This is a genomic window from Paenibacillus sp. J14, from assembly GCF_000518465.1.
Lineage (GTDB): Bacteria > Bacillota > Bacilli > Paenibacillales > Paenibacillaceae > Fontibacillus > Fontibacillus barengoltzii.
Genome location: NZ_JADQ01000018.1, coordinates 38,392 through 58,444, shown reverse-complemented (window position 1 = coordinate 58,444; position 20,053 = coordinate 38,392). Strand labels below are relative to the sequence as shown.

Sequence of the window (20,053 nt, the reverse complement as noted above, 5' to 3'; positions counted from 1 at the left end):
ATGGATGTTTCATCCCCCGTCAAATCGTATAATCGTCAGATTGATTCTCAGGTAAGGAGGATTGCGCTTGGTTACATTCTATACCTTCATTTTTCTTCCGTTGTTAAGTGCTATACTCGTACCCTTTCTGTATAAATACTTGAATCGTCAAGTCCATACAGGATGGTTTGTGCTCATTATCCCCCTATCCATCTTCGTCTATTTATTACAATATATACCCGATGTTGCAGGCGGGAAAACCTATGTCTATACGTTGCCGTGGATTCCGACGTTAGATATCCAGTTGACTTCTTATGTGGATGGACTAGGTCTCTTATTTGGGCTTCTGATTTCGGGTGTAGGGGCTCTGGTTATTCTCTATTCGGTCTTCTATATGTCCAAGGAGCGGGAGGCGCTCCATAACTTCTACATCTATTTGCTGATGTTCATGGGGGCCATGCTAGGCGTCGTATTCTCGGATCACCTTCTGGTCTTCTACGGCTTCTGGGAGTTGACCAGCGTGTCCTCGTTCTTATTGATCTCGTATTGGTTTGAGCGGCGAAGCTCCCGACAAGGCGCGTTGAAGGCGATGTTGATAACCGTGTTTGGCGGAATCGCCATGTTAGCGGGATTCATTATGTTGATTATGATGGCGGATACCTACAGCATTCGAGAATTGATTGCGAACGTGGATTTGATTCAAAATCATGTTTTGTTTATTCCGGCAATGCTGTGCGTGTTATTGGGGGCATTTACGAAATCGGCACAGTTCCCCTTTAGCATATGGCTGCCGGATGCGATGGAAGCACCCACTCCGGTCAGCAGCTATCTCCATTCCGCAACGATGGTGAAGGCAGGCATTTACTTGGTGGCGCGAATGACACCGATCTTTGGCGGCAGCTCGGTCTGGTTCTGGCTGGTCGCTGGTGTGGGGCTGATTACGCTGCTTTACGGTTCCTTAAGTGCGCTCAGACAGACCGATCTTAAAGCGCTCTTAGCTTATTCTACGATCAGTCAATTAGGATTGATCATGTGTTTGCTAGGGATCGGCTCGCTGGCAGTTTATTTTGGGCCTGGGGAGAGCGGAACGGTCTTTACGGTAGCCACCTTTGCCGCCCTATTTCATTTGTTTAACCACTCCACGTTTAAAGGCAGCTTGTTTATGGTCGTGGGCATTATTGACCATGAGACCGGTCGGCGGGATATTCGCTATTTGGGCGGCTTGCTGCAGGTGATGCCGGTGACGTTTACGATCGCCTTGGTTGGCGGTCTATCGATGGCTGGGTTACCGCCATTTAACGGCTTTTTGAGTAAGGAAATGTTCTTTGCAGCGGTCAATGAAGTTGCTGAGGCGGGAATCTTTGGGCTTAGCCATATCGGCTTATTGTTCCCGATCGTGGCTTGGGTAGCCAGCATATTCACCTTTGTGTATTGTATGATTTTTATCTTCAAAACCTTCGGCGGCAGCTTCCGTCCGGAACGATTGATGAAAGAAGTGCATGAAGCCCCTTTGGGAATGCTGATCTCACCGATCGTTTTGGGTGTGCTCGTGATTGTGATTTTCTTCTTCCCGAATGTTCTCGGAAAATATATTTTAACGCCCGCTTTGAACGCGGTATTGCCGATGATGTCTGTGACGGCCTATGATCTCAAAATCAGTGCGTGGCATGGCCTAAACCTTGAATTGCTGATGACCGTGGGCGTCATCCTCTTGGGGGTATTCCTCTTTCGGACAACGAAACGATGGATTCCGGCCCTTCGAAGCTTCCCGCAGAAGCTGACGCTAAATCACTGGTTTAATCAGGGGCTGGAAGGATCCGAGAAGTTCTCGCGATCGCTGACCGATGGATATATGACGGGTTCGCTGAGACATTATCTCATTTATATCTTTTCATTTTTTGTGATATTGCTAATGGCTTCCCTATTAGGATTCTATGGCTTGAGTCTTGATTTCTCCAAGGATGCTCCTATCGGGATCTTCGAAGCCGGACTGGTGGTGGCAATGATCATCGCGGCCTTCACCGTCTTGTTCGCCTCGAATCGTATCGTCGCAATTGTAGCTTTGGGGGCGATAGGGTATATGATTTCGATGTTCTTCGTCATCTTCAGGGCTCCTGATTTGGCATTAACGCAAATGGTGGTGGAGACGGTGACCACGGTTCTGTTCTTGCTGTGCTTCTACCATTTACCGAAGCTGAAGAAGAGCATCGAACGACTATCGTTTAAGCTGACGAATCTGATCATTTCCATGGCGATGGGATTAACGGTAAGTCTCTTGGCTTTAGCTGCGAACGGACATAAGCTGTTCGAGCCAATCACCTCGTTTTTCGAAAATGCCTATGAGCTGGCCGGGGCCAAAAATATCGTCAACGCCATCCTCGTGGATTTCCGCGGCTTTGACACCATGCTGGAGATATCCGTGCTGACGATCGCCGGGCTGGGCGTCTATCTCTTGGTTCATCAGCGTTCCAAAAGGAGGGAACCCAATGAAACCGAATGATGTGATTTTAAAAAGCGTCACCCGCGTGGCGGCCGTCATTATCTTAACCTTTTCGATTTACCTGTTCATGAACGGCCATCATCATCCGGGCGGCGGATTTATCGGCGGGCTGAGCACGGCATCGGCCATTGTTCTCCTGTACTTGTCCTATGGGATCGAGAAGGTGAGAGAGAACATCCGCATGGATTTTAAGAAGCTCGCGGCGATTGGGGTGCTGATCGCCGTGTTCACCGGCATGGCCGGGGTGATCTTCGGCGAGCCGTTTCTAACTCAAACCTTCGGCCACGTCGAATTGCCGATATTCGGGGATACTGAGCTGGCCTCCGCGCTGATTTTTGATACGGGGGTTGCCCTCGCGGTCATAGGGACGGCGGTAAATATCATTCTAAGCATAAGTGAGGATCGATAAATATGGAGACACTCATCGTCATACTCGTCGGGATACTCGTATCGATCGGCACCTATTTGATCTTATCCAAACAATTGCTTCGCATTGTGTTGGGAACGTCGATTGTGAGCCATGCGGTGAATTTATTGCTGCTTACCTCCGGCGGGCTGAAGCGGGGGAGCGCCCCCCTGTTGGGCGAGAAGGAAGCCGGTTTTACAGATGCGATGCCTCAAGCTTTGATCTTGACGGCCATCGTCATTAACTTTGCCGTGACGGCACTAGTTTTAGTTTTATGTTATCGGGCCTATCAACATTTCGGGACAGATGACATGGAGCGATTAAGGGGACATGAGCATGAATAACTGGTTGATTGGTCCGGTGATTATTCCCCTGATCATGGGGATGCTTCTCATTGTTTTTCAAAAAAACCTCCGGCTTCAGCGGTTCCTTAGCTTGCTTGTTCTGTTGGCGACGTGTGCGGTATCCATCCTGCTCATTCACCAGATCCAGACGGGTGGGATTCAGACGCTGCAGCTCGGCGGTTGGGAAGCCCCTTACGGCATTAGCTTCGTTGGCGATATGTTTAGCGCGTTACTGCTGCTTGCCACCTCGGCGGTTTCGATCGGGTGTTTGCTGTATGCCTTCCCGTCGATCGGGCGGAAACAGGAGAAGCTCTATTTTTATCCGTTGTTTTTGTTCTTGATCGTCGGCGTGAACGGGTCTTTTCTGACAGGGGACTTATTTAATTTATATGTCTTCTTCGAAGTATTTCTGGTCGCGTCGTATGTGTTGATCACGATGGGGGGAGCGCGGCGGCAGTTTCGTGAAGCGCTAAAATACATTTTCACGAACATTATCGCTTCGGCGTTCTTCCTAATGGGGGTTGCCTACTTATATTCGATGACAGGCACGTTAAACCTCGCCCACTTGTCGATTCGGATCGCTGAGGCTGGTCAGGACGGGTTGATTACCACCGTAGCCTTGCTGTTCCTGATCGTGTTCGCCTTAAAGGCTGGGTTGTTGCTCTTCTTCTGGTTGCCAGGCTCCTATAGCGTACCGCCTACCGCCATTGCGGCCATCTTTGCGGCGCTACTCACCAAGGTGGGGATTTATGCCATCTTTCGGATGTTTACGCTCATCTTCTATCATGAGCCGCAGATCACTCATTTGACCATAGGAATCTTGGCGGCGGTAACGATGATTCTTGGAGGGCTTGGGGCAGTAGGCTTCGGGGATTTGAAGCAAATCCTCACCTACAATGTGATTATCAGCGTTGGGTTTATCCTGCTTGGCCTGGTCTCGATGACAGAGGAAGGCATGATGGGGTCTATCTACTATTTGATGCACGATATTCTGATCAAGGCCTTGATCTTTCTCATCGGCGGGACGGTGGTCTATCTGACGGGGACCAGCAGGTTACAAAACATCAGTGGTCTGATTCGACTTCACCCACAATTAGGTTGGATGTTCCTGATCGCCGCATTATCGATGGTGGGCATTCCCCCGCTCAGCGGCTTCCTCGGCAAAGTGTTTACGATTCAAGGAACCTTCGATTCTGGGGATTATTGGCTAGGGGGCATCGGTCTGGCCGCCAGTATGTTGATTCTATATTCCATGATCAAATTGTTCATGAGCGTCTTCTGGGGGGAGACCATTCTGTGCGTCGATGATGAGAAGGGTACGACCAAGGGGCTTATCCTTCCGATCGCGCTGTTGACCGCTGCTAGCCTGGCTTTAGGGATTGGTGCTGAAGGGGTGGCGGGTTATGTGACCCAAGCGGCACAGGAATTGCTTGATCCAAATCGATATATCCATGCTGTGATGGATTAAAGGGGGGACAGCCATGCCCATTCAGGTGCTGCTTAACATCTTTATTGCTTATCTGTGGATGTTTCTGCAGGATGAAACGAGCATTATCAACTTTATTGGCGGTTACATCGCCGGGGTGTTTATCCTATTTTGCATCCGCCGCTTCTTTAATAAGCCGTTCTACCTCTTTACATTGGCAGCGGTAGGCAAGCTATTTGTGATCTTCATTTATGAACTGGTGATCTCGTCGATGATGGTGATGAAGCACGTGCTCCGTCCCAAAGTCGATGTGAAGCCGGGGATCTTTAAGGTGGAGACGGATTTGGAAGGGGATTTGGAAGTGACCCTGTTGTCCTTGTTGATCTGTCTGACACCGGGCTCCGTTGTGATGGAGATTACCCCGGATGCGAAGACACTATACATTCACGGACTGAATATGCCAGAGTCCAAAGAGTCGGTACTGAAGTCCAAATCCGTGTTCGAGAAAGCGATAAAGGATGTGACCCGGAAATGATTTTTCAGACGATCTTGATCATCGCGTTATGTCTGTTACTGGCGGCGATCTTAGCTAACTTGTACCGCGTCGTCAAAGGTCCGTCCAGTGTGGATCGGATCATGGCGCTGGATTCCATCAGCATCAATTTAATTGCGAGTATCGCGGTATTCTCGGTATTGCTGCATACGCATGCGTTCTTTGATCTTATCTTGCTGATTGGGATTTTATCCTTCATCGGAACGGTGGCGTTTGCCCGGTTTATGGAAAGGGGTGCGGTCATTGAGCGGAAGCGGTGAAGTTGTAGGGGCGATTCTGATCCTCGCGGGGGCTGTCTTCAGCTTGATTAGCGCGATTGGCAATTTGCGTTTACCGGATGTGTACACAAGGTCTCATGCTGCATCGAAAAGTTCTACATTGGGTGTGCTGTGCGCTATGGTTGGCACTTTGCTGTATTTTATCATCGCCGAAGGCTATTTCAGTATTCGCCTGATCTTGGGGATCTTCTTCGTCTTTCTGACGGCTCCGGTGGCCGCCCATGTCATCAGCCGTGCCGCCTATCGTCACTGCGTGCCGTTAGCGGAGGAAACTGCCCAGGATGAGCTTCGAGAATACTACCAGCAGGATGAGAATTTCGAGGGGGAAGATCAGGTAGAGCTGGTGGAGCAAGAGACGGTGCTTCAAAGTACCTCCTAAGCCGATATTCGCCCATGTGAGGATTGTCATAGATGACAGTCGTTAAAATTTTAGATAATAATGAAGCGGCACAGGCCGCAGGAATCACATTGGTAAAAAGGGGCAAGTAGTATGGCTGTTCATCGGGGACCCGTAGATCAAGACGTGGTCATTGAGAAGGTTCGGAGTTTATTTACATGCCGGGTGTTGTGGAGCGAAGGGCGTCCCTGCCTGGAGTACGACAGCCGGGAAGAGCTCGATCGGATCTCTGAATACGTCAGAACGAATTTTGGGATGGAGCTGCTTGATGTTTTCTTTACGGCAGTCGAGAGCTTGCCGGATGATGATTAATGGAATAATCGCTTTGTAGTTAGCACCCTTAGGGGTGCTTTTTTTCTATATGGAACGAAGTTCCAAGGGGATGAGGGAATGTCTGGCCCTGTCGGAGAGACCCTATCGTTAAGGAGGAGCTGGTGATGATTACGGTACTGAATACAGATGGTCGGGAATTAACCCCTTGTACCCTGGACCGAGCTTGGCGGGAGGTGAATCGATCGCGTGCCGTTTGGATTAATGAGCAGACCATTCAGTTGTTATACAACCCTTTTCTGTTCCGGAAATATCGGAAGATCGCCTTAAAAAGAGACCGTTACACATGCCTATGGTGCGGACAGCCTGCAACAACGGTGGATCATCTGATCCCCTCCAGCAAGGGCGGTTCGGACCTGCCGCGCAACCTTATTGCCTCCTGCGGCGAGTGCAACTCAAGACGGGGGAATCGCCCGGCGTGGGAGTATTTTAGAGAGAAGATGGGTTCCATTCCCCGTCCCCTCAAGCTTGGTTTTCATATTTTGATAGCTTTAGGCTGCTCAAAGATCAAACCAAGATCTCATTAAATAATTCTATAACCGGAAAGAAAGGATTTCCCGGCCTTTGGGTGGAAATCAGTAGTGTACGATCAAAACGATTGGCGCTAGGGGAGCGAACGCGCCTGTCGGCCTGGGGTTAGATTCGGCTATTCCGGGTATATTAATTATGAAGACTTGATGAACTGAATTGACAGTGAGAATCATTAGCATATAATAATTAATATAAATAACCAGAAGAAAACAATAAAGATAAAAGGAGAGTTCAAATCATGTCGTTGATTGGAAAAGAAGTATTGCCTTTTAAAGCGCAAGCCTATCACAACGGGAAATTCATCGAGGTTTCCAACGAAGATTTCAAGGGAAAATGGAGCGTTGTTTGCTTCTATCCAGCGGACTTCACTTTCGTATGCCCAACTGAGCTGGAAGACTTGCAAGATCACTACGCTACTCTGAAGGAGCTTGGCGTTGAAGTATATTCCGTTTCCACGGACTCCCATTTCGTGCACAAAGCATGGCATGACAGCTCCGAAGCGATCGGCAAGGTTACTTACATTATGATTGGTGACCCAACTCACACAATTTCCCGTAACTTCGATGTATTGATCGAAGAAGAAGGCGTAGCTGACCGCGCTACCTTTATTATCGACCCGAACGGCGTGATCCAAGCGATTGAAATTACCGCTGGTGGTATCGGACGTGACGCAAGCACGCTGATCGACAAGATCAAAGCTGCTCAATACGTTCACAACCATCCAGGTGAAGTGTGCCCTGCGAAATGGAAAGAGGGCGCCGCTACTTTGAAACCAAGCCTTGACTTGGTAGGCAAAATCTAAGGAGACCGACTATGAAACTGGATGCAGACATTAAACAACAATTAGAGCAATATCTTCAGCTTCTGGAAGGGAATGTTCTGCTGAAAGTCAGTGCCGGAACCGATGCGGTTTCGAACGAGATGCTGGACCTCGTGAATGAGTTGTCCACCATGTCGGATAAAATTACCGTCGAGCAAACGAGTTTACCCAGAACCCCAAGCTTTAGCGTAAATCGCGTGGGGGAAGACACCGGCATCACCTTTGCCGGTGTTCCTCTGGGCCATGAGTTTACTTCCCTGGTACTGGCTTTGTTGCAAGTCAGCGGAAGACCACCTAAGGTGGAGCAAAATATCATTGATCAAATCAAAGCGATTAAAGGTGAATACCGCTTTGAAACATATGTGAGCTTGTCCTGCCACAACTGCCCGGACGTCGTTCAGGCGTTGAACCTGATGAGCGTGCTCAATCCTGGTATTTCCCATACCATGATCGACGGCGCGGCTTATAAAGATGAAGTTGAGAGCAAAGAGATTATGGCAGTGCCTACGGTATTCTTGAACGGCGAGTTGTTTGGCAATGGCCGGATGTCCGTTGAGGATATTTTGGCGAAATTGGGCGCTTCGGACACATCTGCGTTTGAAGGTAAAGAACCTTTTGACGTGCTTGTGATCGGGGGCGGACCTGCGGGCTCCAGCGCAGCGATTTATGCTGCACGCAAAGGCATTCGTACCGGGATCGTGGCAGAACGCTTCGGCGGCCAAGTCAACGACACCTTGGGAATCGAGAACTTGATCGGTACGAAATATACCGAAGGTCCGAAGCTCGCAGCAAGCTTGGAAGAACATGCGAAGGAATATGACATCGACATCATGACGTCGCAACGGGCGAAGAGTCTTCGCAAGAACGACTTGGTTGAAGTGGAATTGGAGAACGGTGCTGTGCTGAAGAGCAAGACCGTGATCATCTCCACAGGGGCCCGTTGGCGCAACATGAATGTACCGGGCGAAGCGGAATTCAAGAACAAAGGCGTGGCTTATTGCCCGCACTGTGATGGTCCGCTGTTCGCAGGCAAACGCGTGGCTGTTGTTGGCGGAGGGAACTCCGGCGTAGAAGCAGCCATCGACCTGGCGGGCATCGCCTCGCATGTAACCGTGCTTGAATACATGTCTGAGCTGAAAGCAGACTCGGTTCTGCAAGATCGTCTGAACAGCTTGCCAAATGCGACTGTGATCAAGAACGCGCAAGTGAAGGAAGTCACAGGCGACAGCAAGGTGAACGGACTGACTTACATCGACCGGGAAAGCGGCGAAGAGAAGCATCTGGAGCTGGAAGGCGTATTCGTTCAAATCGGTCTCGTACCGAACACCGAATGGCTGGAAGGCACACTGGAACGCACCCGGATGGGCGAGATCATCGTCGACAACCGCGGAGCTACAACCATTCCTGGCGTATTTGCCGCCGGCGACTGCACGAATACGGCTTACAAGCAGATCATCATTTCCATGGGATCTGGCGCGACGGCAGCATTAGGTGCCTTCGATTACCTGATTCGCAATCAATAAAATATGGCGTTATCGATAAAGCCCGCTCATTGAGCGGGCCTTTTTGGTGTGTAAACCTAACGTTTTTTGACTATAGTCTCAAGTTTGTTGTCTAGATGAAAGCGCTGTCTTTCCAATAAAATGAGGGTATCCAGAACAAAACAAGCTGAAGTGGAAAGAGGTGACCGCGTATGGACTCGAAGCTAAATGGAAAGCGCTTACGGACGCGTTGGCGCAAGCAAGACACGGAGCTGACCTTGTTGGCTTTGCCAACCACAATCTGGTACATCTTGTTCAGCTTCCTGCCGATGTTCGGTATCATCATTGCCTTCAAGAACTTCAAAATCACCGGCGGTTTTCTGAGCAATGTATTCAAGAGCCCATGGGCAGGTCTCAAGAACTTTGAGTTCCTATTCAAGTCCAACGATGCCTGGATCATTATCCGTAACACGATCGGCTACAACATTATTTTTATCGTTCTTGGAATTGTGATCCCTGTAGCCTTGGCATTAATGATCGGGATGCTTCACAACCGCAAGGCAGGCAAGGCTTATCAAACGATGATGTTCCTGCCGTACTTTCTCTCCTGGGTTGTCGTCTCGGCTGTGGGCTGGGCGTTCTTGAGCTTCGATAAAGGGATTTTGAATCAAATGCTGGCTGGTTGGGGAGTAGATCCCATCAACTGGTATATGGAACCGCAATATTGGCCTTACTTCTTGATTTTTATGAATGTGTGGAAGGGACTTGGCTACGGTATGGTTGTGTATTTGGCGACCATCGCGGGTATCGATAAAACTTACTACGAAGCGGCCGTCATCGACGGCGCCACCCTTTGGCAGCAGACCCGGTTCATTACGCTTCCCCTGATGAAGCTGGTTATCGTCATGATGTTCATCCTGGCGGTGGGACGCATCTTCTATACCGATTTCGGGCTGTTCTTCCAGGTGCCGCGGGATTCCAACTCCCTGTTTAATGTGACCACAACCATTGATGTTATGGTTTACAAGCAGTTGAAAACCGCAACGGTGGGGATGGCCTCGGCAGCAGCCTTCGTACAGTCGGTTCTGGGCTGTCTGATGATTCTGGCCGCGAACTGGACGGTTCGCAAAATCGATCCTGACAGCGCGATGATTTAAGGAGGTGCAGATATGGCAGCAAGAACGGTGTATGAAAACGGCCTGGACCGATTTAATCGTCCAAGTAAAGGGGTGAACGTGCTCCTTCATCTCCTTTTCTTCTTCCTGGCTTTGATTTGCGTCGTGCCGATGCTGGTGGTGTTGTCGATCTCGCTGTCCAGTGAGCAATCGATCCGGGAGAATGGGTATCACCTGATCCCAACGGCGTTCTCGGGAGAGGCTTACGGGTATATCGCCAAGCAAGGAACGGTCATTTTGCAGGCGTTAGGGATCTCGGTCTTCGTTACGATCGTCGGAACGGTGCTGGGCATTCTGCTCACCACCTCAATGGGGTACGTTCTGTCCCGGCCGAACTATAAGCTGAAGGGGTTCCTGACTTGGGTCGTTTTTATTCCGATGGTGTTTAACGGCGGTTTGGTCTCCAGCTACTATATCAATGCGAATATGCTGGGTTTGAAAGATACGGTATGGGCGTTGATTCTGCCTCTGGCGGTCTCCTCGTTTAACGTCATCATCTGTAAGACGTTCTTCAAAAGCACGATCCCGGATGGGTTAATTGAATCCGCGGAAATCGACGGGGCCGGCCAGCTCCGGATCTTCTTCTCGATCATCCTGCCGATCTCGTTGCCGGTGATCGCTACGATTGGTTTGTTCCTGTGCTTTGGTTACTGGAATGACTGGTTCCAATCGATGTTGTACATCAACAATCAGGACCTGTATTCCTTGCAGGCGCTGCTGAATAACTTGATGAGCAACGTTGACGCGCTGGCTCGAAATGCCTCGAGCCTGGGGATCAGCTACGCCGAGCTGGTGGCCACGATGCCTAAGGAATCGGCCCGGATGGCGGTGGCTATCGTCATCGTGCTTCCTGTCGCCTTTGCGTATCCGTTCTTCCAACGCTACTTCATTTCCGGGTTGACGGTAGGTGCGGTCAAAGGCTAATGCGAAATAAGCTGAGCTTGTCTCAGTTTATGAAATATATATTCAAAGGGAGGATATATCTATGAAAAGGTCTTTGAAGCTCATCTCTACTCTATGTGCTGTGATGCTTTTCTTGTCCGTTCTTGCGGCTTGCGGCGGCGGTTCAAACTCCAATTCTTCGTCGTCCAGCAATACGCCATCGGACACTTCTTCCAACACCTCTACAGATAACTCGACAACAACAGGTTCTGGGGAAATCCCGACCTTGGTGTGGTGGACGATTGGCGGACAAATTCCGGATAACTTCGAGAAAGCCGTCGAAGCGATGAATGAATACACCGCAGAAAAAATTGGCGTCAAAGTAGATATCAAGGTAGCCAGCTGGGGCGAGTGGGACACCAAAATCAATACGATTGTAAATACGGGTGAACCTTTCGACATTCTGTTTACCAACGTCTCCAAATACAATCAGCAAGTGACGATGGGCGCATTGGCGGACATCACCGAGCTGGTGCAAAGTGAGACGCCGGAGCTGTACAACTTCATTCCAGAGAAAGTATGGGATGGGACGAAGGTTGACGGCAAAATCTATGCTGTGCCAACCTATAAGGATTCTTCGATGACCCAATACTGGGTGTTCGACCACAAATATGTTGATAAATACGGCATCGACTTAAGCAACATCAAGACGTTGAAGGATCTGGATAAACCGTTCCACGATATGAAAGCAGGCGAAGGCAAGAGCTTCTATCCGTTGCCACTGACGCAAGGCGATGGGTTTAACGGATTCTTCAATCGGTATGACGATCTTGCACTGGGCTTCCCTCCGGTTGGCGTGAAGGTAGACGACGCTTCCCGTCAAGTCGTTTCCGTGCTGGAACAGCAAGATATCATGGATGAACTGAAGATTTTGCACCAATGGTACAAAGATGGCATTATCAATCCAGATGCTCCAACCAAGCCTGAAGCCGACAAAGGCCGTCCATTCTTCAGTGCACAAGGCTTCCCAGGCGCGGATATCACTTGGCAAATTAACGAAGGCGTCGAAAAGTACGATATGACGCAAGTTTATGGTCCGCTCTATACGACGGCTACGATTCAAGGTTCCCTCAACGGAATCTCGGCGAACTCGAAGTATAAGAAGGAAGCACTGAAATACCTGGAGCTGGTGAATACGGATCCGAAGCTGCGTAACATGCTGGCCTTTGGTGAAGAAGGCGTGGACTATGTGAAAGTAGATGGCGAGAAAGTGGTTGAACGGATTTCCGATACTTGGCCGCTGGCCGCTTATACGCAAGGCACATTCTTCAACATGGCAACAACCAAAGGGGCTCCAGAAGATCAATGGCAACAAGTTCAAAAGCTGAACGAACAAGCAACAGCTTCGGCCTTGCTGGGCTTCTCGCTCGACACAACGAATCTGCAAACGGAAGTGGCGAACGTAAAAGCAACATGGGATAAATACCGTTACGAGTTGCTGACGGGCGCATCCGATCCGGAGAAGATGGTACCGAAGATTGTTGAAGAACTTAAGAAAGCCGGGATGGATACGATCATGAAGGCAGCTCAAGAGCAAATCGATGCCTTCTTTCAATAAGAAATAAAGCCCGAGTAAGTGAGCCCGGACGGAGGAGGATTCCCCGTTCGGGCTTTCCCATATGATGATATAATGGGAATGAATGAGGGCAATGGAATCAGCGCCGCAAGACTAACGGTGAAGGAGGCGCGGGAGTGGGTTCCTTTTGGCAGATTAAAATCTATCGCAACAAATTCATTGCCTATACGGTGTTTGTCGTAGCCATCGGTCTCGTGCTGGGCCTTATGACCTGCGCGGTGCTCATCTATCAGTGGATCGAGGGGGCTCGTAACGAGGCGGTCAGCGCCTTCGGCCGGGTCGAGAGCGAACTGCAGTATGATACCGATCGTATTGAGGCTTATATGCAGCGGATCTATTCCAATGACCGCTTGATGACGGATGTCCGATATTTCTTGGGAAACACGGCGGAAGGGTATCTGACGAGCAGACTGGAATACAGCTTGTATAATGAGCCGTTGGTTTCCTTCCCTGAAGATATGAGGGCCTTCTTATACAGCTCGATGAAGGGGGATCTCACGCAAGTCAGTTTGCATACCGAGAACGGGGCCAACCTCGTGCGGTTTAGCAACAGCGGCAATGTCAGCTTTCGGTTTGGCGTTCCGAATACGGATGAGATTTTTCGCGAGAAATTGGAGAAAGGATTTGTGTACCGGAAGAAGCTGTCCGATCCAAACCAAATCTCTCGTCAGATTGGGGAATTTCGCTTCCTGATTGGCAGCGAACCGTTATTCCGAAAGATTCTTGGCTATAAATTGGATATCGCCGCTGCCGTCAGTGGTACGGGTGAAGTGTACATGATCACCGGGATGGATCACGGAACGCAGGAGATGATTCTGCGCGCCGCTGAAGAGACCCGCAACAGCGGATTTTCTTCCCTTGGCGGATTAAAAAATGTCTTCTTCATGAACTTCCAATCCACGAAGTTTGATTACCGTTTGATCATGCTTGTGGACTTGTCCCATCTGATGCGTGAGAAAGCGGGCATACTAGCCACCATCGTTGGCAGTGTCTTGCTGGCCATGATCAGCGTTCTGATGCTCATCAGCTACAACATGCGAGATGACGCCAGATTTTTGAAGCATATTATCAATTCCATTAAACGGGTCAAAACGGCCGATTTCACACCGAATTCCCCTGCCCGATATCGCCGTAACGAGTACGGGATGATTGCCCGGGAATTGGACGATATGGTTCATGAGCTGGACAAACATATCCGTACGGAATATTTGCTAAAGCTCAAGCAGCAGGAAACCGAGATGAAAGCGCTTCAGCATCAGATCAACCCGCATTTTCTCTATAATACGCTGGAGTCGATTCGATCTACCGCGTTGTTGCACAAGGACGTGGATACTGCGGATGCGATCGCGACCCTAGGCTCCTTGTACCGCGATATCGTCCACAAAGATAATATTATTACGATCGGCGAAGAACTGGAGCTGCTGCAGAAATTTTTAAGCATCATGGAGCTCAAATATCCGGGAAGATTCTATTATCAAATTGATGTGGAAGAGCCGCTGCTTGCCATATCCACGGTGAAATTTTGGATGCAACCGCTGGCTGAGAACTTCTTCGTGCATGGCTTTAATCCGAGCAGTGAATTTAATTTGCTCGTCGTGAATGGCTGGGAGGAGGAAGGGCGCTTCGTTCTCGAATTTGTGGATAATGGCAAAAGTATACCTGAAGCGCGCTTGGAGGAAGTGAGACGATGTCTTTACAGCAGAGAGGATGCCCCCGTTCGGAGCATTGGGCTAAGGAATGTGTATACTCGGCTGAGCTTTTTCTATGGGGACGCTTTTCGGATGGAAATTGAGAATAATGAGGAAGCAGGAGTCAAAATTACCGTAATCATCTCAAAGGGGTGACTGCAGGATGTACAAACTTCTGATCGTAGATGATGAACCGCAGATTCTGGAGGGGATGAAGCGAACCCTGAATTGGGAAGAGTACGGCTTCCACCTGATCGAGACGTGTGAAACGAGGGAAGATGCGATCGCTAAATCTGTGGAGATTATACCGGACATCGCTATCTTCGACGTACGTATCGGCCCGGATCTCGGTTATGAGATTATCCAAAAGCTCAATGAGCTGCGTCTTCCAACCCAATATATCATTATGAGCGGGTACAGCGAGTTTGAATATGCCCAAGCGGCGATCCGTTGCGGCGTGAAGGACTATCTGCTCAAGCCCGTCGATCGTTCCAAGCTGCAGACGGTGATTGAGAAGATCATTGTGGAGGACCTGAACGGGGACTTGGACGGGATTCATAAGCAAGATCTGAATATAGACCCGATCCTGGGCATTCCTTACGAGGAACTGTCCAAGCTTACGAACCGCATATTGCTGATGGTGAAGGCGGAATACGCTCAGAACATTACCCTGAAGTCGGTAGCTGAGCGGTTTCGCATGAACAGCACGTACCTGGGGCAGCTGTTTCTAAAGGAAACCCGCATGAAGTTTTCGGAGTATTTGATGGCTTACCGGATGCTGCAAGCGAAGGAACAGATCCTGACCACCAACGAGAAGATTTCCAGTATTGCGCATAGTGTCGGGTATCCGAATTTGAATTATTTTTATACCCAGTTTCAAGGATACTTTGGCATGTCCCCATCAGATTTACGGAAAAAAAGCTAGTCTCCTCGTAGCGGAAAGGAGGATGTTATGCAGCAGCCCTCTTGGTTCAGACACCTGACCCTATGCGCGGTGGTCGCCGGCTTGTTAGCCTTGTTGGCCGTGGGTTGTTCCCTTTTTTCGGATAAAGGGGCTACGGCGCCCCATGGGGACATGGTCAATCTGGTCTACTATACGATTGGAGAGCCGGATCCGGATCTGGAGTTGGTGAATGCCAAAATCAATGAAGTGTTGGCCAAGAAAATCGGCATCACGATCACCTATAACAAGGTCGGATGGCAGGAATACGAAAACCGCCTGAACGCCATGGTATCGGCAGGAACTCCCTTCGACATCGCATACGCCCCTGAGTTCACGACATATGTCAAACGCGGGGCCTGGCTGCGGCTGGATGACTATCTGTCCAATACGGGCAAGGATATGTATGATGTGATTGACCCGATCTTTTGGGAAGGGGTGCGCATGGACGACGGGGGGATCTACGGGGTGCCGACCAACAAGGAACTCGCGGTCCGCCAACAATGGATGTATCCGGAAGAGCTGGTGAGCAAGTATAACCTCGATATTACGAAGTACAACACGTTGGAATCCCTGGAGCCGTTGCTGCAGATGATCCAGCAGAAGGAACCTGAGTATCTGCCAATGGAGCTGGATAAAGACTCCCATAACTTCTTCGCTTTACATGGTTATGAGTATGTTATTGATAAGGAACTCCCGTTGATGGTACGGTCACTAGAGCCGACCCCTCAGGTTGTGAACATCTTCGAAACGGAGGAAGCCCGGCAGGTGATGGATACGCTGCGGCATTATTATCAGGCCGGCTACATCAATGAGGATGCGGCTTTGAGGGAAAGTCAGGAACTGGAGCGGGGCAAAAAGGTGTTCTGGAAGGCGTCGAGCGGCGGTCCCTTGTCCGATCATAGCTGGAGTAAGGATCGCGGCTACAGAGTGGTGGCGCATCCCGTCACGACCGAGGTGGTCACGACCGAGGACGTGCGGGGAGGCGTTATGGCAGTGAGCGCCGATACGAAGTACCCGGTCGAATGTATCAAGTTCCTGAATCTGCTGAATACCGATCCTGAGGTGCGGAACCTGTTCAACTATGGGATCGAAGGCGTGCATTACACGATAGACAAGAACGGCCAAGTCGTGCTGATCCCAAGGAAGGATGCCGACGGTAACCCGATCCCGGACGCATTGCCGGGGTACACGGGCGTGACCTATACCCAAGGCAACTGGTTCATTCTGAAGACGCGAGGCGGAGACGATCCAGAGCCGTTAAACAAATGGGAGGAGTTCCGCGCCTCGAACGCCCGGGCCGTGAAGTCCAGCACGTTTGGGTTTACGCCAGATTTATCGATGATGCCGATCCAGATCCAGAACATTAAGATGGTATGGCAAAAATATTATCCCAGCCTCATGACCGGCAGCGTAGACGTCGACACGGAGCTGCCGAAGTTTAATGAGGAGCTGAAGCAGGCGGGGCTGGACGAGGTTCGGGCCGAGATCCAGAAGCAGCTGGATGCCTGGAGCGCCTCGAAGCAACAGTGAGTCTGAAAAAACGGCGGTGCAAGGAGTTGGAATCCTGGCACCGCCGTTTTTGGTATTATTTTTTCCCTTTCGGGACTTTGACTGTGGCTTGAGCCGTCGTCTTATTGCCCGCCTTGTCGGTTGCTTCGTAGGTGATGGTGTAGATTCTTCCGTTTCCATTGCCCGAACGTTCGGCTCGAAGCAAGAACTCTTGATCCGCCGTCCCATAGTCTGCGCCTTGAATGTCGTTGGCCGTGTTGCCATCGCCCACCCCGTTATCGCTCTCGTTGCTGGTGATGGATACCAGCTTGATCGTATCAATGCCGGATCCTTCGTCGCTGGCTTTCCAGGTAACCTTGATCGGAACCAGCTTGTGATTAGGCGTGGAGAGGACGGATGGGCTGACGGTCAGCTCCAAGACCGGCGGTGTTGTATCGACAGGGCCTTTGCCTGTCAGCGTCAGCACGCCGAAGACGGAAGGGTCCTGATACCCGTTGCCGGTGGTGTCGTTCCAGGCAGCTACACTTTGGCGCGCGCCGTCTTTGGCATCGTTGATCTGCGCGTCAAAGCCGATTTTGACATCGTTCGCCGGGGTGATAGTTTTGAGCGGGATCTTCATTTCGACCGTATAGTTTGTCCCGTTGACCCGGACTGCCGATACGAAGCCTTCGGCGATGGACTCCGGATTAAAGCTGGTCTCATTGGCGTAGTTCACGCGGTATTGTCCATCATCGCTTTGATAGAACGAGGTCTTGGCGTTGTTTTCGTCCAGGAACACCTCGACAGAGTCCTGCTCCCAAGGGTTGGGGTTGTTCTTATCCAACTGCGCGTCATTGACCTGGATCAGGACGTACAGGTTGTGGTCGTCCCAGAGCGCTTTGGCCGTACCGGTTGCGCCTTGCCAAGCGGTCTGGTACCGCTCGATCGGCATCGCCGGCGCTTGATTCCAAATCGCGTCGACGGCTCCGTCTACGGCAGGTGTGCCATAGAGGGCGGTGGATTGATTCGCCTCCGACACGTCCGGCTGGTGCTCTTCGATAAATTTGGCGGGGTCAATTACGCCGTAATAGGCTGGTTTGGCTTGCAGGTTCTTGTCGAACAGCAACGGGTTGGTCGAGGAGCGCCAGCTTGTGCCGTCATCCAATCCCCAGAAGGTCACGCGTGCAATATGATCCGCATGGGCTTTGAACAGCTGCATCAACTGCGCGTACAAATACCCCTGCGCATTAGCCAGCTTCTCCGACAGCTCATAGTTGCTGCCGGCTTGGATGTCCAGCTCGGTGATGCTGATTTCTACGCCCAAGGAGATGAAGCGCTCCAAGGAGAGCCGCACATTCTCCGGATTCGTGTTGACATTATAGTGACCTTGCATGCCGATGCCATCGATGAGGAGTTTGCCGGGATGGGTCAGTGCATATTTGTCGTTCAGCGCTTTGACCATGTGGTAGATAGCCTGGGCTTTGTTCTGGTTGTCCTCGTTGTAATCGTTGTAATACAGCTTGATATTCCATTCCGGATGCTGGTCGAGCACTTCTCTGGCGGCGAGGAAGGCCTGCTCGACATAATCCGCACCGATCGCGGTTTTCCATGGAGTTTCCCGCAAGGAAGCTTGCCAATCGCTAGGGTTCCCCGGGTTATCGTTCATCGCTTCATTCACGACGTCCCAAGAAATCACACGGTCGCCGAAATGCTCCATAACGGTTTGAATATGGGTGCGCAGGTTAGCCAAGGCTTCTGCCCGACTTAAAGGCACCGTGTTACCTTGCGCATCCGTTGTTGTGTTCATCCAGGCTGGTGACTGCTGATGCCATACTAAGACGTGACCATGCATCTGCATGCCTTCGGCAAGAACTTGATCCACCAAGGCATCCGCTGCGGTAAAGGTGAAATTGCCTTTTGTTGGCTGCAGGCCATCGGGCTTCATCGCATTACCGGCGGTGGCAACATTGTGGTGCATCTTAAGGAGCTCCAGACGTACGCCTTCCAAATCCTCAGCCGAGATAGCGCTGCCGATCAAGAAGTCGTCTTGGTATGCTGTTTTGATCGGGACGAGATCCTTCTGAATTTCGATTGGGCCGGATCCAGTAGGTTCGAAACGGATGTCGTCAATGTAAAAAGAAGCGGAGGCATTGTTCGAACTCTCCACATAGATCGTTAAAAACTCGCCGCCTACGCTGTTATAACGGTAGGTGCCTTCAAATTGAACCCAATCGTCCCCGGTGTTGATCGTTTTGGAGGAGAGTTGGACGTAATTGGCGCTGCTGCCATCACCGATTTGCGTGGACAGCTGGATTTGCGAGCTGGCAGGCTCAATCAGCTTCACCCAGGCTGAGATTTTGTATTCTGCACCTTGGTCGACGTACTTCTCAACACGCAGCGATGGCCCGTGCCAGGTGTTGGTACGGCCCTCTACCTTCAGCGCATAGGCACCGCCCGGCGTATGATTCGCTTCGTTCGTTACCGTCAACGTTTCTGTGCCCGCCCGGCCTGTGAAGCCGCCGGTGGTCTGGTCTTCAAAGGTGATCGTGGTGAAAGGCAGGGCCGGATCTCTAGGCGGTTGTTCGCCGCCGCCGGAGCTGTCTGTTTCTGTGATGCGAATATCTCCAATGTAATAAGGAACCGCAGCGCCTGCGGCGTTGGAGTTAATGCGCAGCGCTCGATCCGCGCTCGTATCTACGGTGAATTCCTTCGTCAACGTCACCGCTTGCCCTGCGACATAGTCCGTCTCGGCATAGTTGCCATAACTGTCTACGGTTTGGAGCGCGGCTTTCGCGTCGGCTGGCAAACTAACGTCAGCGTCTACGTAAATCGTCACGTGTGCCGTATAGGTCTTACCGTTCGTGAGGCCCATGTCGCTAAACCGAAAATCAGCAGCGTCCCAGTTGTTGACCCGATTGCTGACATACAGGGCGCCTCCGTCCTCATTCCCAGTAAACACTTTGCCGCTGACATACGTTAGGGTCGCGCCCCCCGATTGAACCGCTTGACCAATTCCACTCGCGAAGTCCTCATGATACACCGTCACCGTGTCGTCCGAAGCTGCGGTTTCAGCCTTCGTTACGTTGACTGGCCATCCTGCAGGCAGCAGCAACATCGCGGCGATCAGCAGCATGAAGGCGCGTTTCATCGTTTGATTCATGGACTCACTCCCCTTTGTCATGGAATAGTTTGTTAA

At 50.8% G+C, this 20,053-nt stretch carries 18 protein-coding genes; 17 read left to right on the top strand and 1 reads right to left on the bottom strand.

Annotation, left to right across the window (positions count from 1 at the left end):
- Positions 1-67 precede the first annotated feature (67 nt).
- From M891_RS0109085 to M891_RS0109005, 17 genes are all read left to right on the top strand, one after another.
- On the top strand, positions 68-2,479 hold the full coding sequence (locus M891_RS0109085; protein ID WP_036699853.1) for a Na+/H+ antiporter subunit A: 2,412 nt from the start codon (positions 68-70) through the stop codon (positions 2,477-2,479).
- The gene (locus tag M891_RS0109080) at positions 2,466-2,888 is read left to right on the top strand and encodes a Na(+)/H(+) antiporter subunit B (RefSeq protein ID WP_016313896.1); all 423 of its coding nucleotides are present in this window, start codon (positions 2,466-2,468) and stop codon (positions 2,886-2,888) included. Before M891_RS0109085 ends, M891_RS0109080 begins: the two co-directional genes overlap by 14 nt.
- A gap of 2 nt (positions 2,889-2,890) precedes the next feature.
- A complete protein-coding gene (locus tag M891_RS0109075) occupies positions 2,891-3,229 on the top strand; it encodes a Na(+)/H(+) antiporter subunit C (RefSeq protein WP_028538600.1) in 339 nt (112 codons plus the stop codon).
- Positions 3,222-4,697, top strand: coding sequence for a Na+/H+ antiporter subunit D (locus M891_RS0109070; RefSeq protein WP_036699848.1), 1,476 nt, complete (start codon positions 3,222-3,224; stop codon positions 4,695-4,697). The genes M891_RS0109075 and M891_RS0109070 overlap by 8 nt, the downstream gene beginning before the upstream one ends.
- 13 nt (positions 4,698-4,710) lie before the next feature.
- Positions 4,711-5,190, top strand: a complete 480-nt coding sequence (locus M891_RS0109065) for a Na+/H+ antiporter subunit E (RefSeq protein ID WP_028538598.1) — start codon at positions 4,711-4,713, stop codon at positions 5,188-5,190.
- Positions 5,187-5,468 carry a Na(+)/H(+) antiporter subunit F1 gene (locus tag M891_RS0109060; RefSeq protein WP_016313892.1) on the top strand — a complete coding sequence of 94 codons (282 nt, stop codon included), beginning with the start codon at positions 5,187-5,189 and terminating at the stop codon, positions 5,466-5,468. The genes M891_RS0109065 and M891_RS0109060 overlap by 4 nt, the downstream gene beginning before the upstream one ends.
- Positions 5,452-5,865, top strand: coding sequence for a monovalent cation/H(+) antiporter subunit G (gene mnhG, locus M891_RS0109055; RefSeq protein ID WP_028538596.1), 414 nt, complete (start codon positions 5,452-5,454; stop codon positions 5,863-5,865). The genes M891_RS0109060 and mnhG overlap by 17 nt, the downstream gene beginning before the upstream one ends.
- 111 nt (positions 5,866-5,976) lie before the next feature.
- The gene (locus tag M891_RS0109050) at positions 5,977-6,195 is read left to right on the top strand and encodes a hypothetical protein (protein WP_016313890.1); all 219 of its coding nucleotides are present in this window, start codon (positions 5,977-5,979) and stop codon (positions 6,193-6,195) included.
- Between the two features lie 125 nt (positions 6,196-6,320).
- Positions 6,321-6,740, top strand: coding sequence for an HNH endonuclease (locus tag M891_RS0109045; RefSeq protein WP_036699844.1), 420 nt, complete (start codon positions 6,321-6,323; stop codon positions 6,738-6,740).
- 242 nt (positions 6,741-6,982) lie between these two features.
- Entirely contained in the window at positions 6,983-7,546 is a 564-nt protein-coding gene (ahpC, locus tag M891_RS0109040) for an alkyl hydroperoxide reductase subunit C (RefSeq protein ID WP_028538594.1), read from the top strand.
- Between the two features lie 11 nt (positions 7,547-7,557).
- Positions 7,558-9,087, top strand: a complete 1,530-nt coding sequence (gene ahpF, locus M891_RS0109035) for an alkyl hydroperoxide reductase subunit F (protein ID WP_028538593.1) — start codon at positions 7,558-7,560, stop codon at positions 9,085-9,087.
- 170 nt (positions 9,088-9,257) lie between these two features.
- On the top strand, positions 9,258-10,202 hold the full coding sequence (locus M891_RS0109030; RefSeq protein WP_016313886.1) for an ABC transporter permease: 945 nt from the start codon (positions 9,258-9,260) through the stop codon (positions 10,200-10,202).
- Positions 10,203-10,214: 12 nt separating this feature from the next.
- A complete protein-coding gene (locus M891_RS0109025; protein ID WP_016313885.1) occupies positions 10,215-11,144 on the top strand; it encodes a carbohydrate ABC transporter permease in 930 nt (309 codons plus the stop codon).
- Between the two features lie 61 nt (positions 11,145-11,205).
- Complete coding sequence (locus M891_RS0109020) at positions 11,206-12,720, top strand: ABC transporter substrate-binding protein (protein WP_028538592.1); 1,515 nt, start codon at positions 11,206-11,208, stop codon at positions 12,718-12,720.
- A 134-nt stretch (positions 12,721-12,854) separates the two neighbouring features.
- Positions 12,855-14,582: a sensor histidine kinase gene (locus M891_RS0109015; protein WP_028538591.1), complete on the top strand. Its 1,728-nt coding sequence runs from the start codon at positions 12,855-12,857 to the stop codon at positions 14,580-14,582.
- A gap of 7 nt (positions 14,583-14,589) precedes the next feature.
- Positions 14,590-15,351, top strand: coding sequence for a response regulator transcription factor (locus tag M891_RS0109010; RefSeq protein WP_016313882.1), 762 nt, complete (start codon positions 14,590-14,592; stop codon positions 15,349-15,351).
- A 27-nt stretch (positions 15,352-15,378) separates the two neighbouring features.
- Complete coding sequence (locus M891_RS0109005; RefSeq protein ID WP_028538590.1) at positions 15,379-16,899, top strand: ABC transporter substrate-binding protein; 1,521 nt, start codon at positions 15,379-15,381, stop codon at positions 16,897-16,899.
- 55 nt (positions 16,900-16,954) lie between these two features.
- On the opposite strand, the gene M891_RS0109000 is transcribed toward M891_RS0109005, so the two are convergent.
- The gene (locus tag M891_RS0109000) at positions 16,955-20,017 is read right to left on the bottom strand and encodes an endo-1,4-beta-xylanase (RefSeq protein ID WP_028538589.1); all 3,063 of its coding nucleotides are present in this window, start codon (positions 20,015-20,017) and stop codon (positions 16,955-16,957) included.
- Between the last annotated feature and the right edge of the window lie 36 nt (positions 20,018-20,053).